This is a genomic window from Stenotrophomonas sp. PUT21, from assembly GCF_052232875.1.
GTDB lineage: Bacteria > Pseudomonadota > Gammaproteobacteria > Xanthomonadales > Xanthomonadaceae > Stenotrophomonas > Stenotrophomonas maltophilia_N.
The window spans coordinates 2450363-2476362 of record NZ_CP197645.1 but is presented as its reverse complement, the minus strand read 5'-3'; the positions used below and the strand labels follow the sequence as shown (position 1 = coordinate 2476362).

The window sequence follows — 26000 nt, the reverse complement described above, 5'->3', positions numbered from 1 at the left end:
ACGCTCACAACACAGCTCACGCCACCGACAGTACGCCATACCGCTCAACTCAGCGAGATGCGGATCGCCGCGGCCGTAGCCAGCGGGGCCAGCACCAGCGCCACCACCAGCCCGGCGCCCAGCATCAGCAACGCACCGAACGGGTCCTGGCCACGGGCGACGGCCGCCACGCTGCCCGCGCCGAACACCAGCACCGGCACATACAGCGGCAGGGCCAGCAGCGCCACGAGAATACCAGAGCGCCGGATGCCGACAGTCAGCGCGGCGACCACCCCGCCGATCAGGCTCAGCAACGGCGTTCCCAGCAGCAACGATGCCAGCAACATCGGCAGCTGGTCATGCGGCAGATGCAGCATTTCGGCCAGCAGCGGCGACATCACGATCAAGGGCAGGGCCGTGGTGACCCAGTGCACCAGCACCCGCACCAGCACCAGCCAGGCCAGCGGGACGGGGGCCAGCAGCCATTGCTCCAGCGAGCCATCTTCGGCATCGCTGCGGAACAGCGAATCCAGCGCCAGCTGGCCGGCCAGCAGCACGGCCAGCCACATCACCGCCGCGGCCACGCGTGCCATCGCCTCGGGATCGCGGCCCAGTGCCAAGGCGAACAGCACCACCACCAACAACGCGAACAGCAGCGGCTGCAACGCATCGCCGCGGCGGCGCCAGAGCAGGCGCATGTCGCGGGCGACCAGCGCCCGGGCGGTCTGCCACAGACCCGGCTCGGTACCCGGCGCGATCATGCCGCTGCTCCCAGGGTGAGCAGGCGCGTGCGCACCGGTGGCGCGGCATACGCGCCGTGGGTGGTGACCAGGGCGGCGCCGCCGCTGCGCAGGTGCGCGGAAATCATGCGGTTCACCAGGTTGATGCCATCCAGATCGAGATTGGCGTAGGGCTCATCGAGCAGCCACAGCGGTGCGGGCGAAAGCCAGATGCGGGCCAGCGCCAGGCGCCGCTTCTGCCCGGCCGAGAGCTGCCGCACCAGGGTGTCTTCGTAGCCGGCCAGACCGACGATCGCCAGCGCGTTGCCCGGCATCTGGCGGGCGCGGCGGCCGTGCAGCCCGCACAGGAAATGCAGGTTCTCCAGCGTGTCCAGGTCCGGCTTCAGCGCGGGCAGGTGGCTCAGGTAGGCCACATAGTTCGCGCGCTCCTTGTGCCCGGCGCGCTTGCCGTCGATCTCGACCTGGCCACTGCCGGCGCGCAGCAGGCCAGCCAGCACCCGCAGCAGGGTGGTCTTGCCGGCGCCGTTGTCGCCCTGCACCAACAGGGCTTCGCCGGCATCCACGTGCAGGTCCAGCGGGCCGAAGACGGGTTCGTCGTTGCGACTGAAGCCAAGGCCATGCGCGGCCAGCAACGGAGGGGCGTTCAAGGGGCGGGATCTTTGCACCGGAATGGGCCGCCATTGTATCGGGGGAACGGGCCGGATGATTTGCGTACACTGGGAGTTTCCCCGGTTCTTTCCCTGCTGCCGATGCAACCGCAAACCAAGCTGCCCAAGGTGGGCACCACCATCTTCACCGTGATGTCCCAGCTCGCCGCCGAACACGGCGCGGTCAACCTGGGCCAGGGGTTCCCGGATTTCTCCGCACCGCAGCGGCTGATCGATGAAACCATCGCCGCGATGCAGGGCGGGCTCAACCAGTACCCGCCGATGACAGGCGTGGCGCCGCTGCGCCAGGCCATCGCGCAGAAGTCGCTGGATCTGTACGGCGCCGAGGTGGATCCGGACACCGAAATCACGGTCACCAGTGGCGCCACCGAGGCGATCTTCAACGCCATCCACGCCGTGGTCCGCCCGGGCGAGGAAGTGATCGTGCTCGATCCGGCCTACGACTGCTACGAACCGGCCATCGAGCTGGCCGGCGCGCGTGCCGTGCACGTGCCGCTGGACCCGCAGACCTTCGCGGTCGACTGGGACCGCGTGCGTGCCGCGATCACCCCGCGCACCCGCCTGCTGATGGTCAACACGCCGCACAACCCCTCGGGCGCGATGCTGAGCGCCGAGGACATGCAGGCGCTGGCCGATGTGCTGCGCGGTACGGATATCTATCTGATTTCCGATGAGGTGTACGAGCACATCATCTACGACGGCCGCCGCCACGAATCCTCGCTGCGCCATCCGGAGCTGCGCGAGCGCGCGTTCGTGATTTCCAGCTTCGGCAAGACCTACCACTGCACCGGCTGGAAGATCGGCTATGCGATCGCGCCGCCGGCGATGACCGCCGAGTTCCGCAAGGTGCACCAGTACAACACCTTCACCAGCTTCGGCCCGGCCCAGTATGGCTTCGCCGCGATGATCCGCGACGAGCCCGAACATCATCTGGAACTGGGCGCGTTCTACCAGGCCAAGCGCGACCGCTTCCGCGAGCAGCTGCTGACCACGCGCCTGACGCCGCTGCCGGTGCCGGGTGGCTACTTCCAGCTGGTGGATTATTCGGCGATCAGCGATCTGCCGGACCACGCGTTCGTGAAGTGGTTGACCATCGAGAAGGGCGTGGCCGCGATCCCGCTGTCGCCGTTCTATGAGACCGCACCGGCCGGCCAGCGCCTGGTCCGCCTGTGCTTTGCCAAGAACGACGCCACGATGGACGCGGCGATCGAACGCCTGCGGGCCCTGTGATGAGCACGGTGACCGAGCTGCAGGACCTGCGCATTTCCCTGATCCAGGGTGACACCCGCTGGCACGACCCGGCCGGCAACCGCGCCCATTACGGCGCGCTGCTGGCGCCGCTGGCCGGGCAGACCGATCTGGTGATCCTGCCGGAAACCTTCACCAGTGGCTTCTCCAACGATGCCATCGATAAGGCCGAGGGCATGGACGGCCCAACGGTGGCGTGGATCCGCGAGCAGGCGGTGCGGCTGGGCGCGGCGGTCACCGGCAGCGTGCAGCTGCGGGTGGGCGAGGGCGTCTACAACCGGTTGTTGTGGGCCACCCCGGATGGCGAGCTGCGGTACTACGACAAGCGCCACCTGTTCCGTTACGGCGGCGAGCACGAGCGCTATGCCGCCGGCAGCGAGCGCTTGTGCGTGGAATGGAAGGGCTGGCGGATCAATCCGCAGGTCTGCTATGACCTGCGTTTCCCGGTGTTCTGCCGCAACCGCTACAACGTGGAGCGCGCCGACCAGCTGGATTTCGATCTGCAGATTTTCGTGGCCAACTGGCCCTCGGCACGCGCCTACGCCTGGAAGACGCTGCTGCGCGCGCGCGCGATCGAGAACCTCTGCTACGTGGCGGCGGTCAACCGTATCGGTGTGGACGGCAACGAGCTGCATTACGCCGGCGACAGTGCGGTGATCGATTTTCTGGGTCAGCCGCAGGTGGAAGTACGCGAACGCGAGCAGGTGGTCACCACCACGATCTCGGCAGCGGCCCTGGCCACGCACCGCGCGCGCTTCCCGGCGATGCTCGATGCGGACAGCTTCAGCCTCGATGATCGCAGCTGAAACGGCAGTGCCGAGCGCCGGCCGGCACTGCCCGGGATGCGCCGGCTGAACGAATGCCGGATGCGCACCAAGTGCATCATCCGCGCCACACGCGCGCGCTGCTAGATTCGCCTCGTTCCCACTGAGTACGAGCGGACCCGCATGAAGACGTTTTCCCTGGCACTGATCGCATTGGCTGGTATCTCGGTCGTCCCGGCCGCACAGGCCGCCGGCAACATCGATTGCGAGCTGCACTACAACCTGGCCGGTTGGTCGGTGCTGTACAAGACCGCCTCCGGCACCGGCACCATCCAATGCGACAACGGCGCGCGCATCCCGGTGAAGATCACCGCCAAGGGCGGCGGCCTCACCGTGGGCAAATCGAAGATCGTCGACGGCAAGGGCAAGTTCTCCGGCGCCTACTCGGTGAACGACCTGATCGGCTCCTATGCAGCCGTTGAAGCGCATGCCGGTGCGGACAAATCCAGCAATGCCCAGGTCATGACCAAGGGCGACATCTCGCTCGCCCTGGCGGGCACCGGCAAGGGTTGGGATCTAGGTGTGGGCGTGGGGCGGTTCACCATCGAGCGGCGCTGAGGGCTATCGCCACCGGCGCCGATCCAACAAAAAACCCCGGCCGAGGCCGGGGTTTTTTTGTGTCACTGATCAGCCGCCGCGCGGGCCGCCACCACGGTGACCGCCGCCGCCCGGGCCACGGCTGCCGCCGGGACGACCGCCCGGACCGCCGGGACCGCGACCACCCGGGCCACCCGGACCCCGGTTGCCGCCCGGACCACCGGGGCCACGGTTGCCACCGGGACCGCGCGCACTCGCGCCACCCGGACCACGCGCGCCGGGACCACCCGGGCCGCGGTTGCCACCCGGGCCACCAGGACCGCGATTGCCCGCCGGACGCACGCTGCCGTAAGGGCTGGCGCCCGGATTGGCGTGATCGGACGGGAAGCTCGGGGCATTGCCCGGATGGCCGTACGGATGGCGGGACGGACCCTGCCCCCCCTGGGCGCCGCGGTTGCCACCGCCGCCCGGACCGGCCGGACGGCCTTGGCCGCCGTAGCCGCCGCGGCTTTCGCCACCGCCGGCATACCCGCCGCGGCCTTCAGCGCCGCCGCCGTAGCTGCCGCGCCCCGGGCCGCCTGCGCCACCGGGACCCTTCGGCTTGCCGTACGGGCGGCCCTGGCCACCGGCGCCTGCGCCCGGACCACGTGCACCCGGACCACGGGCTGCGCCCGGGCCGGCATTGCGGTGGCCGCTCGGGCCGGTGCTGACACCGTCCGGCACGTACCAGCTGCGGAACGCGGCCGGGTTGCCTTCCGGCAGCGCACGGTTGCCCTTTTCCGGGCGCGCCTTGAACGGGCGCTGCGACTGCTTGGCGGCTGCTTCGCCGCTGACCGTCAGGCCACCCTTGAAGCCGCCGCCCTTGCCGCCACGGCCACGGCCGCGCTCTTCGCGCACGTTGTCGAAACGACGCAGTTCACGGCCTTCATCGGCCGAGTTGTGGCCGTTGACGTACGCGTTGCCACGGCCACCCTCGCGCGAGACGCGCACGGTGGTCTTGGCGGCGCGGCGCTGGCCGATCACCGGCTGCAGGGTCAGCGCCGAGGGCGCGCCTTCTTCCAGCTTCAGTTCGGCGCGCAGGGCTTCGACCTGCTTGGCCGGCAGTTCGACCGACTGGCCGCGCAGCAGCTCGCGCGGCAGGCTGACCTTGCCGTAGCGGGTGCGCTTGAGGCGGCTGACCTGGCAGCCCTGCGATTCCCACAGGCGGCGCACTTCGCGGTTGCGGCCTTCCTTGACGACCACGCGGAACCAGTCGTGCGAATCGGTGCCGCCGATGCGTTCGATCTCGTCGAACTTGGCCGGGCCGTCTTCCAGCGCGACGCCACGGGCGAGGCGGTCGACGATGCTGTCCGGCACCTTCTCTTCGCCTTCCGGGGCGCGCACGCGCACCACGTACTCGCGCTCGACCTCGTAGGAGGGATGCATCATCGCGTTGGCCAGCTCACCATCGGTGGTCGCCAGCAGCAGGCCGGTGGTGTTGATGTCCAGGCGGCCGATCGCGATCCAGCGCGCGCCCTTCAGGGCAGGCAGCGCTTCGAACACGGTCGGGCGACCTTCGGGATCTTCGCGCGTGGTCACTTCGCCTTCCGGCTTGTTGTAGGCCAGCACGCGGGAGGTTTCGGTCAGCGCGGTGGCCACGAAGCCACGGCCATCCAGCTCGACTTTGTCGCCGCTCTTGATCGACTGGCCGGTCTGCGCGACCTCGCCATTGACCTTGACCAGGCCATCGGCGATGCGCTGTTCCAGCGCGCGGCGCGAACCCAGGCCGGCCTGCGCCAGCACTTTGTGCAGGCGCTCTTCGAGCTTGGGCTGTTCGGAGGCGGTTTCGCGCTTGAGCGAAAGCTTGTTCAACGATGGCTTGCGGGGGGTGTCACTCATTTACTTGGCTCCGGCCGGCATCGGATGCGTCGGCCTCTGGTTCGGGATCGGCTTCGTCAACAGCCACGGTCGTCTTCGCGACGGCGTTGTTTTCGGTTTCGTTCTGGGGCGCCGCGCGCTCTCCCGGCGCGGTATCGGGTTCGCCATCGCTGGCGGTCGTATCCGCGTCGTCGTCGGCAAGCGACAACGGCGCATGGGATGGGGTATCGGAAGCGTCCGCATCAGCAGGCGCATCGCTATTGTCCGGATCTGCCGGCTGCTCCGCCAGCCGCGCCGAGGCCAGCGCCACACGGGCTGCCAGCCGGGCGGCGGCCGGGTCCACCGGGTCCACTGGGTCTACCGGATCTGCAGGATCCTGCGGCTCCGACGGCTCCGACGGCGCCGGGGTGGCGTCGTCATTGGCCGCGTCGGTGTCCAGCTCGGCCTCCGGTGTCGCAGCGCCGGCGGGCAGGCGACCGGCCGGCTGGCCTTCGCTGTCCAGTGGCAACTGCGGTTCCAGTTCGCCCAGGTCGCGCAGCTCGGACAGCGGCGGCAGTTCGTCCAGACGCTTGAGGCCGAAGTAATCCAGGAAGCCCTTGGTGGTCCCGAACAGCGCCGGCTTGCCGGGCACGTCGCGGTGGCCGATCACGCGGATCCATTCGCGCTCTTCCAGCGCCTGGATGATGTTGCTGCTGACCGCCACGCCGCGCACCTGTTCGATCTCGCCACGCGTGATCGGCTGGCGGTAGGCAATCAGCGCCAGCGTTTCCAGCGTGGCACGGGTATAGCGGGTCTTGCGTTCGGTCCACAGCCGGGTGATGTAGCCGTGCACCTCGCTGGTGACCTGGAAGCGGAAGCCGGAGGCCACCTCGACCAGCTCCACGCCGCGGTCCTGGCAGCCCTCGCGCAGCAGTTCCAGCGCGCGTTCGATGCTGCCCGGCGGTGCCGGTTCCTCTTCCGGGAACAGGCCCTGCAGCTGCGCCAGCGTCAACGGCTCGCTGGCGGCCAGCAGGGCGCCTTCGACAATACGGTTGATCAGCGGTTGATCCATGCGTGGGTCGGGTGCTCAGTCGGATTCGTTGGCGGCGTCGTTGTCGTCGAACTCGCTGTTGAACTGCAGCGGTTCGTTGGTGTTGCCGGCGGCCAGGGACTTGACGTAGATCGGCGCCAGCGGAGCTTCCTGGACGATGTCCAGCAGCTGTTCCTTGGCCAGTTCGAGCAGGGCCAGGAAGGTGACCAGCACCCCCAGCTTGCCTTCTTCGGCGGTGAACAGCGTTTCAAACCGGTAGAACCTGCCGTCTTCCAGACGACCCAGCACATCGCCCATCCGCTGGCGCACGCTCAGCGCCTCGCGTTTGATCGCGTGGCCGGTGAACAGCTCGGCGCGCTTGAGCACGTCGTGCAGGGCCATCAGCATTTCCTTCAGATCCACCGGCGGCGGCAGCTTGACGGCCGCGCGGTCGGGGACGAAGGCGTGGACCACGGTGGTGTCGCGGTCCTGGCGGGGCAGGCTGTCGATGTCCTCGGCGGCCTGCTTGAAACGTTCGTACTCCTGCAGCCGGCGCACCAGCTCGGCGCGCGGATCGGCTTCCTCGCCCTCGATGCTGGGCGGCCGCGGCAACAGCATCCGCGACTTCACTTCGGCCAGGATCGCCGCCATCACCAGGTACTCGGCCGCCAGTTCGAAGCGCAGCTCCTGCATGACGTTGATGTATTCGACGTACTGGCGGGTGATCTCGGCGACCGGGATGTCCAGGATGTCCAGGTTCTGCCGGCGGATCAGGTACAGCAGCAGGTCCAGTGGACCTTCAAAGGCATCCAGGATGACTTCCAGCGCGTCCGGCGGGATGTACAGGTCCTGCGGAATCTGCAGGACCGGCTGTCCATGCACCACGGCCAGCGGCATTTCCTGCTGCTGTGGGGCGGGCACTCGGGTTGGCGGTTTCGCGTCGGGCGCGAGTTCGGCAGTCATCAAATAGACGTCAGTATTGCAACGGACCGGTCGCCGCACCATGCCAGCGTCCGGAACGGTTCCGGGCGGCAGGATGGCAAGCCATGACACGCCTGGGCCGGCGCGATTCCACACTTCAAACAGCAAGGCGCGCCGCGATGGGCAGCGACAGAACTACGGGGAGGTCGTCTACGTGTGCTGGTGTGGGGCAGTGGATCGGTCGTCGGCTGGCGGTGGAGCCGGTTGCCGACGGGGCGCTGCGTCCAGCCACGTGCAATGGAGCTAAGACTACGGGGTTGCCGCGCCAGTGTCCAGCCAGCCCCGCTAGAATGCCCGGGATTGATTCAACAAGACCTCGGAGTTGCCCGTGTGGTATGTGATTGAAGGCTATGACGGCACGGACGTGCTGGCCGCCCGTCTGGCGTCGCGCCCGGCCCACCTGGCCCGGCTGCAGGCCCTGCAGGACGAGGGCCGGCTGCTGCTGGCCGGTCCGTGCCCGGCCATCGACAGCGAAGATCCCGGTCCGGCCGGCTTCAGCGGCAGCGTGGTGATCGCCGCGTTCGATTCGCTGACCCATGCCCAGGACTGGGCCGCCGCCGATCCGTACGTGGAGGCCGGTGTCTACGTCCGTGTCCAGGTCCGTCCGTTCCGCAAGGTCCTGCCGTGAACCGGGTCGAACGCATCCGCCAGGCGCTGCAGGAGGCGCTGGATCCGGACCTGCTGGAGGTCAAGGACGACAGTCACCGCCACGCCGGCCATGAGGGCGCACGGGACGGCCGGGGGCACTTCAAGGTGCACGTGGTCAGCGCGGCCTTCGAAGGAAAGCTGCCGCTGGCGCGCCATCGGGCCGTCTATGCGGCCCTGGGAACGATGATGGAGACCGATATCCACGCGTTGTCCATTCGCGCCGAGACACCGGTCAAAAACCGCTGAAACCCTTGTCCCGCCTTGTCCTGGTCAGTCCTGGACGGGGCGGGTATGGACAGCTTTTGGTTACCGCCGTACGACATGAGGCTAACGTAGTGTTTACATCCGGGTTTGAAAACGCTTACATTCCGCGCCAAGCCCAGATCTCTAAGCCGTGGAGGGCGGCGAAGTGAACAAGGCAGCGATCACTATCAAAGATGTCGCCCGTGAGGCCCGTGTCTCTGTTGCCACGGTCTCGCGCGCACTCAATGGCCATGAAAATGTTGCCGAGCCCGTGCGCAAGCTGGTGCTGGAGGTGGCAGCGCGACTGCGCTACACCCCGCATGCAGCGGCCCGGAGCCTGAGCAGCCGGCGGACCAACACCATTGGCGTGGTGTTGCCCGATCTGTATGGCGAATTCTTTTCCGAACTGATGCGCGGCATCGATGGGGTCGCCCGCGAGCGTCGCCAGCATCTGCTGGTGTCCAGTTACCACGGCGACCAGGAGCAGCAGGGCGCGGCCCTGCGTGCCATGCGCGGTCGTGTCGATGGGTTGCTGGTGCTCTCGCCGTATGCCGAGAGCCCGGGCTTCCTCACCGACAACCTGCCGCAGTCGCTGCCCACGGTGCTGATCAACACGTATCTGCCCGAGCAGGATCATCCGGTGCTGAGCATCGATGACCATGCCGGCGCGATGGCCATGACCCGTCACCTGCTGGACGTCGGGCACCGGCGCATCGCCTTCATTTCCGGTCCGGATCTCAACTACGACGCCCGTGAGCGCCTGCGCGGTTTCCGCGATGCGCTGGCGGCCTTCGGCGAGGCTGCCGAAGGGATCGAGTTGCCCGGTGACTTTGACGAAGCTTCCGGCCATCGCGCCGGACAGGAGTTGCTGGCAGCCGGCACGCTGCCCGATGCGGTGTTCGCCGCCAACGACATGATGGCGCTGGGGTGTCTGTATGCGTTCGCGCAGGCAGGTGTCCGGGTGCCGGCTGATGTCGCCTTGGCGGGTTTCGATGACATTCCGCTGGCACGTTTCGTTCACCCGTCGTTGACAACGATGCAGGTGAGTATCGCCGACCTCGGCGATAAGGCCGCGACGCGCCTGTTGCAGTTGATGGATGGCAACAACACAGAAGGGTCCGGCGACAAGCAGACGCTCGTGCCGACCCTGATCGTGCGTGATTCGAGCAGAGCCAGAACCGAGCAATAGGTCACGACCGTTGGTCGTGACGCCCCAAAACAACGCACCACATAAAACGACAGGGGCCGCAAAGACGGCCACCACCACCCGGAGAGTTACATGACGTATTCCAATCACCGCAACCGCGCGCCCGCACGCAGTCTGTTGACCAGCGCGCTGGTGACCTGCCTGATGCTGGGCGCCGCCCCGAGCGTGATGGCGCAGTCGGCCACCTCGTCGCTGCGCGGCCAGGTCGCCCAGGCCGAGGCCGGCACCGAAGTCACCGCCACCAACCTGGCCAGTGGCTCCGTGCGCCGCGCCACCACCCGTGCCGATGGCAGCTACTCGCTGATGGGCCTGGACCCGGGCACCTACAACGTCGTGGCCAATGGCCAGACCCAGAAGGTGACGGTCACCGTGGCCTCCACCGCGACCCTGAACTTCAGCGGCGCGCCGGCCAACGGCAGCACCGCCAACGCCACCAACCTGGACACGGTCAACGTCATTGCACCGACCCTGCTGCAGGAAGTGCGTACCTCCGAAGTGGGCAAGACCGTCAGCCTGCAGCAGATCCAGACCACCCCGCAGGTGTCGCGCAACTTCCTGGAATTCGCCGACGCGGTGCCGGGCATGATCTTTACCCGTGATGCCAAGGGCAACACCTCCCTGCGCGGCGGTGCGACCAACTCCGATGGCACCAACGTCTACATCGACGGCGTGGGCCAGAAGAGCTACGTCAAGGGCGGCGGCGTCGCCGGCCAGTCCGGCAGCGCCGGCAACCCGTTCCCGCAGCTGGCGATCGGCGAATACAAGGTCATCAGCGGCAACTACAAGGCCGAGTACGGCCAGGTGTCGAGCGCGGCCGTGACCGCGGCCACCAAGTCCGGTACCAACGAGTTCAAGGGTGAAACCTTCTACCGTTACACCAACCAGGACATGCGTGCCAAGACACCGGCGGAGCGTCAGCCCAATCAGACCAAGTTCGACTCGGCTGAGAAGGAATATGGTTTCGCCTTGGGTGGGCCGATCATCCAAGACAAGGCGCATTTCTTCGTCACCTACGAAGCCAAGCGTTTTGAGTTGCCCGTCACTATTGCTCCGGAAGGATCGGTGGCCGATCGAGTGGGTTCATTGCCAGCTGACGCGGCGGCTGGCCTGGGCCCGGCCAGCCAGCAGTTCGAGCAGGATCTGATTTTTGCCAAGATCGATGTCGAACCGACGGATAACGACCGCATTGAACTGACTTTCCAGGATCGCGATGAGACCCAGGAGCAGTTCAGTGGCACTACTGCGCCTTCGCATGGCCGGTTGGTAAACAACACTGATCGTCGTTATGCATTGCGCTGGAACCACAGCAGCGATCGGTTTTACAACGAAGTGATGGTTACCCACGAAGATTCGTTCAACCGACCCACGCCTCTGATGTTGGGCAACGGTTTTGTTTATACGTCGCCGGACGGCCCGGATGAAAGGACGCTCGTGCAGGCTGGTGCCGCATCGGCCCTGGATTCGCAGGTCAAAGGCCAGAAAGGCTGGTCCATTGAAGACAATCTGACGCTCGATGGGCTGCAGTGGGCAGGCGACCATACGGTGAAGATGGGTGCGAAGTACAAGGAAATTGACTTGTACGCGTCGGATGCCCAGCAGATCAATCCTCAGTTCTACTACACGATCGACGACGATGATTTCCCGTCGACCACGCCCTACAAGGCCCAGTTCACCAAGCCGATCTCCGGCGTAACGGGTGTGACCTCTGAGGTGCGCTCCAAGGTCAAGCAGATCGGTCTGTTCATTCAGGACGATTGGCAGGTCAATGATCACCTGCAGCTGAACCTTGGCTTGCGCTGGGATTACGAAAAGAACCCTGTCTATCTGGACTTCGTGACGCCGCCTGAAGTGGTCAACGCACTCTTCAGCCAAGACCCGAATGCGGGCCCTGGTCAGAGCTACGCGCAGACCCTTGCGTTGAGTGGCCTGAATGTCAACGACTACATCAGCACCGGCAACAACCGTAAGGCATTCAAGGATGCATGGCAGCCCCGCGTGGGCTTCTCGTATGACATCAATGCTGATGAGCAGCATGTCATCCATGGCGGCGCGGGCCGTTCCTACGACCGTGACCTGTTCGACTATCTGCAGTTGGAAACCACCAAGCTGGCGCTACCGCAGCCAACCATCTATTTCCGCGATCCGGCGACCGGTCAGTGCCTGGACGGTCAGCCCGCTTGCTACACGTGGGATCCGAACCTGCTCAACGGCATCGGGAATCTGCAGGCGCTGCTGGGCAATACGAGCAATGCCGGACTGGAAGTTGATCTGCTGAACAACAATCTCAAGGCGCCGTATGCGGATCAGTTCAGTATCGGCATGTCCAACCAGATTGGTGATTGGCTGACCGATGCGACCATCGCGCGCACGCTGACCTATGACGGTTTTGCCTTCACGTTGGGCAATCGTTATCGCAACGGTAACTTCTTTGACAATCCTCAGTTGTGTGGCGCTGAAAAGCCTGGGTTTGGCCAGCCGTGGAGCTGTAATGTTCCGGGCTTCGGCAGCCTGATCATTGGTCAGCAGGGCATCAAAACGCGTGCAACGCAGGTGTTGTTGTCGGCGCAGAAGCCGTACACCAAGGAAAGCGGCTGGGGAACCTCGGTTGCCTATACTTGGACGACCGCCCGCCATAACCGAAACATCAACGAGCATTACGCGTTCGACCGTGGCGTCATCGGCGATTATCCGTACATCAAATCCGACGGCGCACCTCGCCATCGGTTGGTGGTGACCGGTTCGTATGATGGTATCTGGGGCATCAGCTTCGGTGGCAAGGTGACCTTGGCAACCCCGACTGCGGGCAATGACTGGTATCCGGTGACACTGGCGAGCGGAAATGCGCTGCCGACGCCTGCCGCAGCCACGCCGGATGGCAACGGCAAGTTCCTCTTGGGCGGCAAGATCTTCGGTTACCGTTCGGTCGACCTGCAGGCGACGAAGACATTCAAGATGGCGGGCAATACCGAGCTGTATGCGCGTATCGACATCATCAACGTCTTCAATTTCGACAACTTCTCGCAGCTGAACTACACCAAGTCCAATGGCAAGCTCCTCGCCAGCTACAACGAGACCGGTGAGGTGATTGGTACGCCGCGTCAGGTCAAGGCAGAAGTCGGCTTCCGCTTCTGATGCAACAACGGCCCCGTCCTCGGACGGGGCCGGTTTCATGGCAATGGCTGGCCTTCGGGCCAGTCCATTGTCCAGGCCGGTGCCACGGAGGGTGGCAGCGGCCTGGGCAATGACCCGCTTGGCCGGACCACGCACGCGTGGTTTTTTAAAGCGGCGTTCTGTAAACGATTTCAGGTCATTGGACGTTATGCTTCCCAGTCACGAACACCGTAGAAGGAGTTGGCCCATGCAGGCACGCCACCTGTTGACCGCCGCGGCGATCAGTGTCGCCGCCGCTGCCTGTCAGCCGCAGGCCCAGCAGGAGCCGGCCAAGCCCAAGCCGCCCGTGATCCTGGTCGAGGCCGATGTGCCGCCGCGGCCGATGAAGCCGGAGCTGCCGCCGCTGTTCGACGATATCGAGCGCCGCACCTTCCAGTTCTTCTGGGATACCACCAACGAGGTCAACGGGCTCAGCCCGGACCGGTACCCGTCGCGCCCGTTCGCCAGCATCGCCGCGGTGGGCTATGCGCTGACCGCCTATCCGATCGGCATCGAGAACGGCTGGGTCAGCCGCACCCAGGCGATCGACCGCACCCTGCTGACGCTGAAGTATTTCCGCGATCTGCCGATGGGCCCGCAGCGCACCGGCAAGGCGGGGTACAAGGGCTTCTATTACCACTTCCTGGACATGCAGGAAGGCCGCCGCTACGACAGCTGGGTGGAGCTTTCCAGCGTGGATACCGCGCTGCTGATGATGGGCGTGCTGTTCGCGCAGTCCTATTACGACGGTGACGATGCGCGCGAGAAAGAGATCCGCGAGATCGCCGATACGCTCTACAAGCGCGTGGACTGGCCCTGGCTGCAGCAGCGCGCACCGCTGATCTCGATGGGCTGGTTCCCGGAGAGCGGCTTCATCGACCACGACTGGATGGGCTACAACGAGGCGATGATGGTCTACATCCTCGCGCTCGGCTCGCCGACCCACCCGGTCAGCCCGGACGCCTGGACGGTCTGGACGCGCACCTACGACAACGACTGGGGTGTCTACCAGGGCCAGGAATACCTGTCTTTCGGCCCGCTGTTCGGCCACCAGTACACGCATGTGTGGGTGGACTTCCGCGACATCCAGGATGCCTACATGCGCGAGCGGGGCAGCACCTACTTCCTCAACAGCCGTTCGGCCGCGCTGGCGCAGCGCGAGTACGCGATCGCCAACCCGATGAACTGGAAGGATTACGGCCAGAACGTGTGGGGCCTGACCGCCAGCGACGGGCCGCAGAACACCACCCAGGAATACCGTGGCGAGCAGCGCCAGTTCCGCCATTACTCTTCGCGCGGCGCTGGCCTGCGCGAGAATTTCGATGACGGCACGATCGCGCCGACCGCCGCCATTTCCTCGATCGTGTTCGCGCCGGAAGAGGTGATTCCGGCCGCGGTGGAGATGCACAAGCGCTACGGCGATTACATCTACTCCAGCTACGGCTTCCTGGATTCGTTCAACCCGAGCTTCAACTACGACATCCCGATCAAGACCGGTCGCCTGGTGCCCGATCGCGGCTGGGTAGCCAGCGATTACATCGGCATCGACCAGGGCCCGATCCTGACCATGATCGCCAACTACCGGAACGATTTTGTCTGGGACGTGATGAAGAAGAATGCGCATATCCGCAAGGGTCTGGAGCGCGCCGGCTTCAGCGGTGGCTGGTTGACGCCGGAAGGCGAGGACCAGCCGATGGAACTGCAGAAAGATGAAAAGGCGGCGTCGGCCCGCTCGGTCGGCATCGCCGAATCGCGCGCGGCGGCCGCCCAGGAACAGAAGAACAATTCCAATTCGAACCGCAACCAGCAGCAGGGGAAGTAAGCAGTGCCATCGTCGTCGCGCCCGAAGCTGGGGTTGAGTCTGTTGCTGCTGCTGGTCGGCAGCCTGTTGTTGAGTGCCTGCCGGAAAGAACCGGAAGGCGTGACCGTGCGTTTCTGGGCGATGGGCCGCGAGGCCGAAGTGGTCACCGGCCTGATCCGTGAGTTCGAGGCGGAAAACCCGGGCATCCATGTGGATGTGCAGAACATCCCGTGGACGGCCGCGCATGAAAAGCTGTTGACCGCGTTCGCGGCCGACGGCCTGCCGGATGTATGCCAGCTGGGCAATACCTGGATTCCCGAATTTGCCGAGCTCAATACCCTGACCCCGCTGCAGCCCTACGTGGCGCAGTCCAAGGTGGTGGACCCGGCCGATTACTTCCAGGGCATCTGGGACACCAACGTCATCCATGACGAACTGGTCGGCGTGCCGTGGTACGTCGATACGCGCCTGCTGTATTACCGCAAGGACATGCTGGCCAAGGCCGGTTATGACCATCCGCCCCGCACCTGGGACGAGTGGAACGCGATGATGGCGGCGATCAAGAAGATGCAGGGCGCGAACCGCTATGCCGTGTTGATGCCGATCAACGAGTTCGAGCAGCAGCTGTCCTTCGCCCTGCAGCAGCCGGATCCGCTGCTGCGCGATGACGACACCCGCGGCAATTTCAGCAGCCCCGGCTTCCGCAGGACGCTGGGCTTCTACGAAAACATGTTCGCGCAGGGCTGGGCCCCGCGCATGTCCGAGACGCAGATCTCCAACGTCTGGGATGAGTTCTTCCGGGGTTTCAACGTGTTCTACGTGTCCGGCCCCTGGAACATCCGCGAATTCAAGAAGCTGCAGCCCAAGGCGCTGGAAGGGCAATGGGGCACGGCCGCGCTGCCGGGTCCGGATGGCCCGGGTGCGGGCATCGCCGGCGGCACCAGCCTGGTGATCTTCCGCTCCTCGCAGCAGAAAGAAGCCTCGTGGAAGCTGATCGAGTTCCTGTCGCGCCCGGCAATCCAGGAGCGCTTCCATTCGATCATCGGTGACCTGCCGCCCCGGCGCAGCACCTGGGACTACCCCTCGCTGGCCAACGATCCGTTGGCGCAGCCGTTCCGCGACCAGCTCGAGCGGGTCAAGCCCACTCCGAAGGTGCTGGAGTGGGAGCGTATCGTGCAGGAAATGCGGATCATCACCGAACAGGTGGTGCGTGGTGGCATGGATCAGGACGTAGCAGTGAAAGAACTGGACAAGCGCGTGGACAAGGTCCTCGCCAAACGCCGCTGGATGCATGAGCAGCACCGGCAGGACGCGTCGGGGGTGAGCGACAAGCAGCACTCCAGCGCTGTCGCCACGGAGGCGGCACCATGAAACAGCGTTCGCTTGCCGGCTGGATGTTCGCCGGCCCGGCCATCCTGGTCATCGCCGTGTTCTTCGGCCTGCCGGTGTTCTCGGCGCTGGCCCTGAGCATCACCGATTTCGATCTGTACGCACTGGCCGATGGCGAGAACCTGCGCTTCGTCGGCCTGGGCAACTACATCGATCTGCTGCAGACCCCGATGTTCTGGAAGTCGCTGTGGAATACCACCTACTTCGTGATCGTCGGCGTGCCGATGTCGATCGCGGTATCGCTGGGCGCGGCGATCCTGCTCAACGCCCCGGCTGCGCGCTTCAAGGCGCTGTTCCGCACCGCGCTGTTCGCTCCGGTGGTGACCACCCTGGTGGCGGTGGCGGTGATCTGGCGTTACCTGTTCCACACCAGCTACGGCCTGGTGAACTATGGCCTGGGCCATATGGGCATCAGCCCGATCGACTGGCTGGGCGACCCGAACTGGGCGATGCCGACCATCATGCTGTTCGCGGTGTGGAAGAACTTCGGCTACAACATGGTGATCTTCCTGGCCGGCCTGCAGGCGATCCCGCATGACCTGTACGAGGCGGCCCGCATCGACGGTGCCTCGCGCTGGAAGCAGTTCCTGCATATCACCCTGCCGATGCTCGGCCCGGTGCTGCTGGTGGTCGGCGTGATCACCGTCTCCGGCTATTTCCAGCTGTTCGCTGAGCCCTACGTGATGACGCGTGGCGACCCACTGCAGAGCACCGTGAGCGTGCTGTACTTCATGTTTGAAGAAGGCTTCAAGTGGTGGAACCTGGGTCGCGCCTCCGCAGTGGCGTTCCTGCTGTTCCTGATCATCCTGGGCGTGACCAGCATCATGCTGCGTTTCGGCCGCAAGAGGCAGTTGGTATGAGTCGTGAAATCGGTCAATCGCGCTGGCATGCCTGGTGGGTCAATGGTGGCCTGCTGGTGCTGGCCGCGCTGAGCCTGGCGCCGCTGCTGTGGATGCTGTCGGTGTCGTTCATGCCGACCGGCGAGGCGGCGCATTTCCCGCCGCCGCTGCTGCCCTCGTCGTTGACGACCGCGAACTACCATGAGCTGTTCGCGCGTACCGGCATGGCCAACAACTTCGTCAACAGCCTGATGGTGTCGCTGGCGATCACCTTCGGCTCGCTGCTGCTCAACACCATGGCCGGCTATGCCTTCGCCAAGCTGCGCTTCGCCGGCCGCGAGCGCATCTTCCAGCTGCTGCTGGCCGCGCTGGTGATCCCGGCACAGGTGGCGATGCTGCCGCTGTTCCTGCTGATGAAGCAGCTGGGCCTGGTCAACAACTTCGGCGGTGTGATCGTGCCGGCGCTGGCGACCGTGTTCGGCATCTTCCTGGTCCGCCAGTACGCCCGTTCGATCCCGGATGAGCTGCTCGAAGCGGCCCGGATCGACGGGGCAGGGGAGCTGCGGATCTTCTTCCAGATCGTGCTGCCGATGCTCAAGCCGGTGCTGGTGACGCTGTCGATCTTCACCTTCATGGCCGCGTGGAACGATTTCATGTGGCCCTTGATCGTGCTGACCGACCAGGAGCACTACACTCTCCCGGTGGCCCTGGCCACGCTCTCGCGCGAGCACATCATGGACGTTGAAATGATGATGGCCGGCGCGGTGGTCACGGTGGTTCCGGTGCTGCTGCTGTTCCTGGCATTGCAGCGTTATTACATCCAAGGTCTGTTGCTGGGGAGTGTCAAAGGGTGAAGCATGCCGTCGTCGCGGTGGGTCTGGGTCTGGTCTGGTCACTGGCGGCCTCGGCCGCACCGCCGGCGACACCGGCGCTGCCCGCACCCAAGGTGCTGGACAGCTTCGATGACATGACCCCGTGGAAGCTGGTCGTCTCCGACCAGGTCAGCGGCTCGCTGCGCAGCGTCGCCGGCAACGGTGGCGGCCGCGCGCTGTGCCTGGATTACGACTTCCACAACGTGTCCGGCTACGTCGGCATCCGCCGCGAGCTGGGCATCCAGTACCCGGAGAATTACCAGTTCGGCTTCCAGCTGCGCGGTGACTCCCCGGCAAACGACCTGCAGTTCAAGCTGATCGACGCCAGTGGCGACAACGTGTGGTGGGTCAACCGGCCCGGCTATGCGTTCCCCAAAGCCTGGACGCAGGTGCAGTACCGCAAGCGCCAGATCGACAAGGCCTGGGGCCCGGAGAAGGACCCGACACTCAAGCGCAGCGCCGCGATGGAGTTCACCATCTACAGCAAGGTCGGTGGCAAGGGCACGGTCTGTTTCGACCGGCTCACGCTGCAGGGCCTGCCGCCGGCCGACACTTCCTCGCTGAGCCCCTCGGTGATCGCCGATACCGCCACCGCGCTGCAGAACCGCATCGTCGATGGCAAGCCGGACACGGTCTGGATCAGCGGCGGCGTGGCCGAGCAGACCATCACACTGGACCTGCACAAGGTGCGTGAGTTCGGCGGGGCGGTGATCGAGTGGCTGCCCGGGCTGGAGGCCACGCGTTATGAGGTGCGCTCTTCGGCCGATGGGCGCAGCTGGGACACGCGCCGTGAGGTCACCGCCGGCGGTGGTGGCCGCGACTGGCTGGCGCTGCCGGATACCGAAGCGCGCTATCTGCGCTTCGATCTCAAAGGCGGCCCGAGCTGGCGCTATGGCATTCGTGACATCACGCTCAAGCCGCTCGAGTTCGCCGATACCCCCAATGATTTCGTCCGCTCGGTCGGCGCCGACCTGCCACGCGGTTCAGTGCCACGTGGCTTCACCGGTGAACAGCCGTACTGGACGCTGCTCGGGCTGGATGGCGGTCGCGAGCAGGCCCTGATCGGCGAAGACGGTGCGCTGGAAGTGGCCAAGTCCAGCTTCAGCGTCGAGCCGTTCGTGCTGGTCGACAACAAGCTGCTGAGCTGGGCCGACGTCAAGACGAGCCAGTCGCTGCAGGATGACTACCTGCCGATCGCCAATGTCGGTTGGACCCACGACAAGGCCGGCCTGCAGGTCACCGGCTTCGTGCAGGGCACGCCGGACAACGCACAGCTGGTCGGTCGCTACACCCTGCGCAACCCGGACAAGGTGGCCCACGAATACACTTTGGCCCTGGCGGTGCGCCCGTGGCAGGTCAATCCGCCGACCCAGTTCCTCAACACCGTCGGGGGCGTCAGCCGGATCGACAACCTGTCGGTCGATCCGACCCACGTCGATGTGAACGGCAAGCCGCGCCTGTACCCGGCGCAGGCACCGGATGCGGCCTTCGCCACCGCCTTCGACAGCAAGCTGGACGTGGTCCACCTGGCCAGTGGCAAGCTGCCGGGCACCACCGAAGTGAAGGACGGAACGGGGCTGGCCTCGGGCGCGCTGCTGTACCGCTGGAAGCTCGAGCCCGGCCAGAGCCGTGAGGTCGCCATCGTGCTGCCGCAGACCGGCACCTGGGCCATGCCCAAGGCGTTCGATGCGGCCAAGGCCCAGCAGCAGGTCGCCTCGATGTGGCGGACCAAGCTGGACCAGGTGACGCTGCAGGTGCCGGCCGCCGGCAAGCCGCTGGCCGATACGCTGCGTACCGCGCTGGCGCACATGCTGATCTCGCGGATCGGCCCCAGCCTGCAGCCGGGCACGCGCTCGTACTCGCGCAGCTGGATCCGCGATGGCGCGATGATTTCCGAAGGCCTGCTGCGCATGGGCCGCAGCGACGCCGTGCGCCAGTACGTGAACTGGTACGCGCCGTATCAGTTCGACAACGGCAAGGTGCCGTGCTGCGTGGACGCGCGCGGCAGCGATCCGGTGCCGGAGAACGACAGCCACGGCGAGTTGATCTTCAACATCGCCGAGTACTGGCGCTATACCGGCGACACCACTTTCCTGGAGGTGATGTGGCCGCACGTGCAGGGCGCCTACCAGTACATGGAGCAGCTGCGCCTGAGCGAGCGCACCGAAGAGAACCGCGCGCGCAACCCCGCCTTCTACGGGATGATGCCGGTGTCGATCAGTCACGAAGGCTATTCGGCCAAGCCGATGCATTCGTACTGGGACAACTTCTGGGCGCTGCGGGGCTACAAGGATGCGGCGATCATCGCCGGCACGCTGGGCAAAGCCGAGGCGATGCAGATCAGCGAGTCGCGCGATCAGTTCCGTGACGACCTGCAGGCTTCGCTGCTGGCAGCAACTGCACAGCACAGGATCGACTATCTGCCCGGTTCGGCCGAGCTGGGCGATTTCGATGCCACCTCGACCACCATCGCACTGGCCCCGGCCGGTGAGCAGGGGCGTTTGCCGCAGCCGTACTTGAACAACACCTTCGAGCGCTACTGGAGCGAGTTCGAAGCGCGCCGCGATGGCAAGCGCGAGTGGAAGGACTACACCCCGTACGAGTGGCGCAACGTGGCCGCGTTCGTGCGCCTGGGCTGGCGCGACCGCGCCTGGCAGGCGACCGAATTCTTCTTCAAGGACCGCGCACCGCAGCCATGGAACCAGTGGGCCGAAGTGGTCTCGCGCACGCCGCGCAAGCCGTTCTTCCTCGGCGACCTGCCACACGCCTGGGTGGCCTCGGACTTCGTGCGCTCGGCGCTGGACATGTTCGCCTACAGCCGCGACATCGACGACAGCCTGGTGCTGGCCGCCGGCGTGCCGTCACGCTGGCTGGAAGGCAAGGGCGTCGGCGTGCAGGGCCTGCGCACCCCGAACGGCCAGCTCAACTATGCACTGGTCCGCAACGACAAGCAGCTGACCCTGACCGTATCGGCCGGTTTGATCCCACCGGCCGGTGGCGTGGTGCTGCCGTGGCCTTACAGCGGCGAGCCGGGCGCGACCACCGTTAATGGTGAGCCCGCGGAATGGGTGGGCGGCGAGCTGCGCGTGATGCAGGTGCCGGCCAAGGTCGAGATCGAGATTCCGGCGTCGGTACGCCGGGCGGAACGCAAGGCACCGTAATGCGGCAGATGACGATGATGAGGTGCGGCCTGCTGGCCGCCGTGCTGGCGTTCGCGCCGTTGATCGCGCTGGCGCAGGGCGCCGGGGCAGGGGCAGGGGCCGGGCAGGAGATGACCATGGTCACCTTCAACCTGCACCACGACCGCGAGAACTGGCCGGCCCGCCGCCAGGTGATCCTGCGTGAGCTGCAGACCCTGCAGCCCGATGCGATCGCGTTGCAGGAGGTGATCCAGAAGCCCCATGTGCGCAACCAGGCCGCCTGGTTGGCGCGCAAGCTGGGCTATGAGTATCAGTTCGTTTCCACCGATCCGCCGGGGCGTTTCAAGCGCTATGGCAATGCGCTGCTGACCCGGCGCCCGGTGCTGACGCGCAACGACCATCTCTTGGCACCGATCAACGACTACCGCACCGTGGCGCATCTGCGCATCGATGTGGACGGTCGGCCGGTCAACGTCTATGCCACGCACTTGAACGAGCGCTCGGATGAGGTGGGCAGCCGCATCCGCGGGGAGCAGGTGGCGGATCTGTTGACGTTCATCGCGCAGACCGCGGGCGACGCGCCGGTGGTCGTGGCCGGGGACTTCAATGCGCTGGTGGATGCCGGCGATCTGAGCGAGCTGCGCAATCACTACGGCGACAGCTACGGCAGCGTGCACGTCAACAACGAGCTGGCCCAGGTGAGCACGCTCAACCGGCATTATTACGACGCGCCGTCGCGGATCGACCACATCTTCTTCCAGCAGGACCGATTGCTCGCACGCGAAGCGAAGCTCCTGTTCGACCAGCCGTACGCCGACGGCCGCTGGGCCTCGGATCATTACGGCGTGTGGACCCGGCTGCAGTTCGCGCCAGACACCGGGAATGCCGGGGCGACGACGCCCTGAGGTGCGCGCCGCGTTGTCGGTGACGGCGTAGCCAGCAAACGGCCGACTCCACGCATGGCGTGGATCTACCTGTGTTGCCTGCGATGCACGATCCGCGCGTGACGGTGATGCGCCCTTGATGCGCCCTTGATGCGTCCGATGCGTGGATGCTCTCAGCGCCGCCACCAGGACCGCCTGACGCACGCTGTCTGCTACGTCATCCAACACCCCAAACGCAGACAGCGGCCCGAAGGCCGCTGTCTGATTGTTGCGTCACTCACTCAGGATCAGAGCGTGTCTTTCTTTTCCTGGTCGGCCTTGTCGCCTTCCTCGGCCTGCGGGGCATCGGTCGGGATGTCCTCGCGGGCCTCGGCCTGCGCGGCCTGTTCGGCGGCGTTGGTCGCGGCCGGGGTTTCGCTGGCGGCCGAACCGAACAGCTGCCCGTTATGCACGACCGGGTCGGCCGGGGCCGATTCGGTGCGGGCCTGCGGGGCCGCCGGCTGTGCCGGTGCCTGGGTCGCATCGACGGCATCCAGCATGCTGGTCTGCACCGGCGCGGCGGTTGGCGCCTTCACTTCCTCCGGGGCGGTCTCAACGACCGGGGCCGCCGGAGCAGCGACCGGAGCCGGGGCTGGCGGAGCAGCAACTGGAGCCGGAGCCACCGGAGCAGCAACCGGAGCCGGGGCTACCGGAGCAGCAACCGGGGCCGGAGCCACTAGGGCAACGACCGGAGCCGGTGCTGGAGCCGCGACCGGAGCCGGAGCCACCGGAGCCACCGGAGCAGCCACCGGTTCAACCGCACGCGGTGCTTCCACCGGTGCAGCCGGCGGGGCAGCGGCCGGGGTCGGCTTCGGGCTTTCCACGAACGGCACCGGGTCGTTGTAGGAGGCCGTGGCCTTCTCGGCGACCGGTTCGGCTGCCGGGGCAGCGGCCTTTTCAACGACCGGGGTCGGTGCCTTTTCGGCGACCGGTGCAGCCACCGGCGCCGGGGTCGGCTCGGTTTGGCCGGCGGTCACGACCGGGCTGCTGACCACAGCGACTGGCGCCGCGGCAGCGACTGCCGCCACCGGGGCCGGGCGCGGTGCCTGGACCGGCGCGGGTGCGGCGGCCGGCGCGTTGCCGGATTCGTCATCGAACTCGAACTCCGGCTGCGGCTGACCGTTGTTGGCGACCTGGCGCTCGGCCGGGGCGGCAGTATCGCCGTCCTGGTCGCCATCCTGGTCATCGCCCTCGTCATCCAGGCCGTTGTCATCACCGTTCAGGCCATCGCTGCCGGCAGCCTGCTCGCCATTGCCACGACGACGACGACGGCCACCACGACGGCCGCGACGACGACGCGAAGCGCCTTCGCCGGTACCGTCTTCGGCGTTGGCCGGGGCGTCACCCTGTTCGGCAGCGTCGTTCGTGCCGAGCTGCGCGTCCTCGGCCGGAGCGGCCTTGGCCGCTTCCTGCACGTGGGCAGCCGGGGCGCCGGCATCGGTAGCCACCACCGCAGCCGCAGCGATCACGGCGGCGTCGGCAGCGACCGGTGCAGCGGTGGTCGGCTTCGGTGCATCGGCCTGCGACTGGCGCGCGGGCTTCTCGCTCGCGGCCGGCTTGTCGCCGTCGTTGTGCTGCGGCTTGGCCTGGCCGTTCTGGCCCTGCTTCTGCTTCAGCTTCGGCTGCTGCTGGTCATTGCGCGGCTTGGCCGGCTGCTGTTCGTTGCGCGGCTTGCCCTGGCCCGGTGCCTGCACCTGGGCGGCCGTGCCGTTGGCCGGTGCGGCAGCGCTGTCCTGACGGCGCTCGTCGCGACGCTCGCCCTTCGGGCCACGTTCGCCACGCTCACCGCGGTCCTTGCCACGGCCCTGGGCCGGCGCATTTCCGTTGCCGCCACGCTCGCCACGCTCATCGCGGCGGCCATTGCGGTCCTTGCCGTTGCGGTCCTTGTTGCGACCGTTGCGGTTGCCGTCCTGGCCCGGGCGGCTGCTCGGCTGCGGGGTCGCGGCCGGGGCCGGCTCACCACCGAAGATGCGCTTGAGCCAGCCCACCACGCCGGTGGCGGCCGGGGCGGCCACAGGGGCGGCGACCGGCGCCGGTGCGGCTTCCGGTTCCGGCGCTTCACGGACCGGGGCCGGCTGGCTGTGCTTGACCTGGGTCACCACCGGGGCGACCGGGATGTTCAGCTGGGCCTTGGTCAGTGCGTGCACCGGCAGCTTGCGCGGGGTGCCGCGCTGGTAGCTCGGCTTGCCGCTTTCTTCGCCCAGCTCGTTCTCGCGCAGGCGGGTCACTTCGTAATGCGGGGTGTGCAGCTGCTCGTCGGCGACGATCACGATCGGCGCGTCATGGCGCTGTTCGATCTCACGCAGCGCGCTGCGCTTTTCGTTGAGCAGGTAGTTGGCGATCTCGACCGGGGCCTGGACCAGCACCTGCCCGGTGTTCTCCTTCATCGCATGCTCTTCAGCCACGCGGATGATGGACAGCGACAGCGACTCCACGCTGCGCATGCGGCCATGGCCGTCACAACGCGGGCAGACGATCTGGCTGGATTCGCCCAGGCTCGGACGCAGGCGCTGGCGGCTCATTTCCATCAGGCCAAAGCGCGAGATGCGGCCCAGCTGCACGCGCGCACGGTCGTACTTGAGCGCGTTCTGCAGGCGGTTCTCGACTTCGCGCTGGTGCTTGTTGGAGGCCATGTCGATGAAATCGATGACCACTAGGCCGCCCAGATCGCGCAGGCGCAGCTGGCGGGCCACTTCTTCGGCCGCTTCCAGGTTGGTCTGGAAGGCGGTGTCCTCGATGTCGCTGCCCTTGGTGGCGCGCGAGGAGTTCACGTCGATGGCGGTCAGCGCTTCGGTCTGATCGACCACGATCGAGCCGCCGGACGGCAGGCGGACGTTGCGTTCATACGCGCCTTCGATCTGCGATTCGATCTGGAAGCGGTTGAACAGCGGGATGTCGTCCTTGTAATGCTTGAGCTTGCGCAGGGTCTGCGGCATCACCTGCTGCATGAACTCCTGGGCGGTCTCGTACAGCTCCTCGGTGTCCACCAGGATCTCGCCGACATCGGCGCGCAGGTAGTCACGCAGGGCGCGCACGATCAGGCGCGATTCCTGGTAGATCAGGAACGAGGCCGGCTTGGTCAGCGCCGCTTCGGCGATCGACTTCCAGACCTGCAGCAGGTAGTCCAGATCCCACTGCAGCTCTTCGGCATCGCGGCCGACGCCGGCGGTGCGGATGATCACGCCCATGTCGTCGGGGATGTTCAGCTTGTCCAGCGCGTCCTTCAGCGCGGCGCGGTCTTCGCCCTCGATGCGACGCGAGACGCCACCGGCGCTCGGCGAGTTCGGCATCAGGACCATGTAGCGGCCGGCCAGCGAGATGAACGTGGTCAGGGCGGCGCCCTTGTTGCCGCGCTCTTCCTTGTCCACCTGGACCACGACTTCCTGGCCCTCACGCAGCAGCTCACGGATGCCGGCCTTGTTGTGGTCGACGCCAGCCTGGAAGTAATCGCGGGAGATTTCCTTCAGCGGCAGGAAGCCATGGCGCTCACCGCCGTATTCGACGAAGGCCGCTTCCAGTGAAGGCTCAAGGCGCGTGATGCGGCCTTTGTAGATGTTCGACTTCTTCTGTTCCTTGGACGGCTGTTCGATGTCGATGTCGTACAGCGTCTGGCCATCCACGATGGCTACCCGCAGCTCTTCAGCCTGCGTGGCATTGATCAGCATTCGCTTCATTCTTGCGTTCCTCGCGCGCTGCTACCGCGCGGAACGCCATGGGGTTTCGCTTCTGGTCACGCTTCACCGCCCATCGCGCATGCGCGGGGAGGGCGGCTTGGGTTTCCAGCGCTACGACACCACGGCAGGCCGCGGGAGCGCTTCATTTGTTTTGGTTTGGGTGTAACGGGGCCGGAGGCAGCTTTCAGCCAGGCTGGAGCGCCACAGGGACATGTTCAGCGCGAATGCGTGTCAGACATCCGGCGATGGCCGGGACCGCCGGTGAGCCGCT

At 66.2% G+C, this 26000-nt stretch carries 19 protein-coding genes; 13 read left to right on the top strand and 6 right to left on the bottom strand.

Annotated features, from left to right (window positions below; genetic code table 11):
- Positions 1-44: 44 nt before the first annotated feature.
- Together ccmB and ccmA are read right to left on the bottom strand one after the other, a co-directional pair.
- Positions 45-740 carry a heme exporter protein CcmB gene (gene ccmB / locus ACTT2I_RS11390; protein WP_293979017.1) on the bottom strand — a complete coding sequence of 232 codons (696 nt, stop codon included), beginning with the start codon at positions 738-740 and terminating at the stop codon, positions 45-47.
- Positions 737-1366 carry a heme ABC exporter ATP-binding protein CcmA gene (ccmA, locus tag ACTT2I_RS11385; RefSeq protein ID WP_088434712.1) on the bottom strand — a complete coding sequence of 210 codons (630 nt, stop codon included), beginning with the start codon at positions 1364-1366 and terminating at the stop codon, positions 737-739. Before ccmA ends, ccmB begins: the two co-directional genes overlap by 4 nt.
- A gap of 102 nt (positions 1367-1468) precedes the next feature.
- Here ccmA and ACTT2I_RS11380 point away from each other — a divergent pair, with 102 nt between their 5' ends.
- The 3 genes from ACTT2I_RS11380 to ACTT2I_RS11370 all read left to right on the top strand — a co-directional run bounded on the left by ACTT2I_RS11380 (position 1469) and on the right by ACTT2I_RS11370 (position 4017).
- A complete protein-coding gene (locus tag ACTT2I_RS11380) occupies positions 1469-2617 on the top strand; it encodes a pyridoxal phosphate-dependent aminotransferase (RefSeq protein ID WP_421099348.1) in 1149 nt (382 codons plus the stop codon).
- Positions 2617-3441: an amidohydrolase gene (locus tag ACTT2I_RS11375; RefSeq protein WP_421099349.1), complete on the top strand. Its 825-nt coding sequence runs from the start codon at positions 2617-2619 to the stop codon at positions 3439-3441. The genes ACTT2I_RS11380 and ACTT2I_RS11375 overlap by 1 nt, the downstream gene beginning before the upstream one ends.
- Before the next feature lie 141 nt (positions 3442-3582).
- Positions 3583-4017 (top strand): hypothetical protein, encoded by a 435-nt coding sequence (locus ACTT2I_RS11370; RefSeq protein WP_293979022.1) that lies wholly within the window; start codon positions 3583-3585, stop codon positions 4015-4017.
- A 69-nt stretch (positions 4018-4086) separates the two neighbouring features.
- Here the strand turns inward: ACTT2I_RS11370 and ACTT2I_RS11365 are convergent, their stop codons facing one another.
- Genes ACTT2I_RS11365 through ACTT2I_RS11355 form a run of 3 tightly spaced genes read right to left on the bottom strand, consistent with a single transcriptional unit; the run spans position 4087 to position 7825 of the window.
- Positions 4087-5874 carry a pseudouridine synthase gene (locus ACTT2I_RS11365; RefSeq protein WP_421099350.1) on the bottom strand — a complete coding sequence of 596 codons (1788 nt, stop codon included), beginning with the start codon at positions 5872-5874 and terminating at the stop codon, positions 4087-4089.
- Positions 5867-6904 (bottom strand): SMC-Scp complex subunit ScpB, encoded by a 1038-nt coding sequence (gene scpB, locus ACTT2I_RS11360; protein ID WP_421099351.1) that lies wholly within the window; start codon positions 6902-6904, stop codon positions 5867-5869. Before scpB ends, ACTT2I_RS11365 begins: the two co-directional genes overlap by 8 nt.
- A gap of 15 nt (positions 6905-6919) precedes the next feature.
- Positions 6920-7825 carry a segregation and condensation protein A gene (locus ACTT2I_RS11355; protein WP_421099352.1) on the bottom strand — a complete coding sequence of 302 codons (906 nt, stop codon included), beginning with the start codon at positions 7823-7825 and terminating at the stop codon, positions 6920-6922.
- A 346-nt stretch (positions 7826-8171) separates the two neighbouring features.
- On the opposite strand from ACTT2I_RS11355, the gene ACTT2I_RS11350 reads away from it, so the two are divergent.
- The 10 genes from ACTT2I_RS11350 to ACTT2I_RS11305 all read left to right on the top strand — a co-directional run bounded on the left by ACTT2I_RS11350 (position 8172) and on the right by ACTT2I_RS11305 (position 22037).
- Complete coding sequence (locus tag ACTT2I_RS11350; RefSeq protein ID WP_019182875.1) at positions 8172-8471, top strand: YciI family protein; 300 nt, start codon at positions 8172-8174, stop codon at positions 8469-8471.
- Positions 8468-8737, top strand: a complete 270-nt coding sequence (locus ACTT2I_RS11345) for a BolA family protein (RefSeq protein WP_421099353.1) — start codon at positions 8468-8470, stop codon at positions 8735-8737. The genes ACTT2I_RS11350 and ACTT2I_RS11345 overlap by 4 nt, the downstream gene beginning before the upstream one ends.
- A 148-nt stretch (positions 8738-8885) precedes the next feature.
- The gene (locus ACTT2I_RS11340; protein WP_421099354.1) at positions 8886-9923 is read left to right on the top strand and encodes a LacI family DNA-binding transcriptional regulator; all 1038 of its coding nucleotides are present in this window, start codon (positions 8886-8888) and stop codon (positions 9921-9923) included.
- Positions 9924-10013: 90 nt separating this feature from the next.
- A complete protein-coding gene (locus ACTT2I_RS11335) occupies positions 10014-13073 on the top strand; it encodes a TonB-dependent receptor (protein WP_293979033.1) in 3060 nt (1019 codons plus the stop codon).
- 226 nt (positions 13074-13299) lie between these two features.
- Entirely contained in the window at positions 13300-14913 is a 1614-nt protein-coding gene (locus tag ACTT2I_RS11330; protein ID WP_088434702.1) for a glucoamylase family protein, read from the top strand.
- A gap of 33 nt (positions 14914-14946) precedes the next feature.
- Positions 14947-16263, top strand: coding sequence for a sugar ABC transporter substrate-binding protein (locus ACTT2I_RS11325; protein WP_293979037.1), 1317 nt, complete (start codon positions 14947-14949; stop codon positions 16261-16263).
- Positions 16260-17141 carry a carbohydrate ABC transporter permease gene (locus ACTT2I_RS11320; RefSeq protein WP_421099355.1) on the top strand — a complete coding sequence of 294 codons (882 nt, stop codon included), beginning with the start codon at positions 16260-16262 and terminating at the stop codon, positions 17139-17141. Before ACTT2I_RS11325 ends, ACTT2I_RS11320 begins: the two co-directional genes overlap by 4 nt.
- A complete protein-coding gene (locus tag ACTT2I_RS11315) occupies positions 17138-17974 on the top strand; it encodes a carbohydrate ABC transporter permease (RefSeq protein ID WP_019182882.1) in 837 nt (278 codons plus the stop codon). The genes ACTT2I_RS11320 and ACTT2I_RS11315 overlap by 4 nt, the downstream gene beginning before the upstream one ends.
- The gene (locus ACTT2I_RS11310) at positions 17971-21153 is read left to right on the top strand and encodes a discoidin domain-containing protein (protein ID WP_421099356.1); all 3183 of its coding nucleotides are present in this window, start codon (positions 17971-17973) and stop codon (positions 21151-21153) included. The genes ACTT2I_RS11315 and ACTT2I_RS11310 overlap by 4 nt, the downstream gene beginning before the upstream one ends.
- A complete protein-coding gene (locus ACTT2I_RS11305) occupies positions 21153-22037 on the top strand; it encodes an endonuclease/exonuclease/phosphatase family protein (RefSeq protein ID WP_088434699.1) in 885 nt (294 codons plus the stop codon). The genes ACTT2I_RS11310 and ACTT2I_RS11305 overlap by 1 nt, the downstream gene beginning before the upstream one ends.
- A 266-nt stretch (positions 22038-22303) precedes the next feature.
- On the opposite strand, the gene ACTT2I_RS11300 is transcribed toward ACTT2I_RS11305, so the two are convergent.
- Positions 22304-25729 (bottom strand): Rne/Rng family ribonuclease, encoded by a 3426-nt coding sequence (locus ACTT2I_RS11300; RefSeq protein ID WP_421099357.1) that lies wholly within the window; start codon positions 25727-25729, stop codon positions 22304-22306.
- Positions 25730-26000: the final 271 nt, after the last annotated feature.

Coding starts and splice junctions, on each gene's coding strand:
- ACTT2I_RS11365 (WP_421099350.1), bottom strand. CDS start 5,874: ATGAGTGACACCCCCCGCAAGCCATCGTTGAACAAGCTTTCGCTCAAG.
- scpB (WP_421099351.1), bottom strand. CDS start 6,904: ATGGATCAACCGCTGATCAACCGTATTGTCGAAGGCGCCCTGCTGGCC.
- ACTT2I_RS11375 (WP_421099349.1), top strand. CDS start 2,617: ATGAGCACGGTGACCGAGCTGCAGGACCTGCGCATTTCCCTGATCCAG.
- ACTT2I_RS11300 (WP_421099357.1), bottom strand. CDS start 25,729: ATGAAGCGAATGCTGATCAATGCCACGCAGGCTGAAGAGCTGCGGGTA.
- ccmB (WP_293979017.1), bottom strand. CDS start 740: ATGATCGCGCCGGGTACCGAGCCGGGTCTGTGGCAGACCGCCCGGGCG.
- ACTT2I_RS11380 (WP_421099348.1), top strand. CDS start 1,469: ATGCAACCGCAAACCAAGCTGCCCAAGGTGGGCACCACCATCTTCACC.
- ACTT2I_RS11370 (WP_293979022.1), top strand. CDS start 3,583: ATGAAGACGTTTTCCCTGGCACTGATCGCATTGGCTGGTATCTCGGTC.
- ACTT2I_RS11320 (WP_421099355.1), top strand. CDS start 16,260: ATGAAACAGCGTTCGCTTGCCGGCTGGATGTTCGCCGGCCCGGCCATC.
- ACTT2I_RS11305 (WP_088434699.1), top strand. CDS start 21,153: ATGCGGCAGATGACGATGATGAGGTGCGGCCTGCTGGCCGCCGTGCTG.
- ACTT2I_RS11335 (WP_293979033.1), top strand. CDS start 10,014: ATGACGTATTCCAATCACCGCAACCGCGCGCCCGCACGCAGTCTGTTG.
- ACTT2I_RS11355 (WP_421099352.1), bottom strand. CDS start 7,825: ATGACTGCCGAACTCGCGCCCGACGCGAAACCGCCAACCCGAGTGCCC.
- ACTT2I_RS11330 (WP_088434702.1), top strand. CDS start 13,300: ATGCAGGCACGCCACCTGTTGACCGCCGCGGCGATCAGTGTCGCCGCC.
- ACTT2I_RS11315 (WP_019182882.1), top strand. CDS start 17,138: ATGAGTCGTGAAATCGGTCAATCGCGCTGGCATGCCTGGTGGGTCAAT.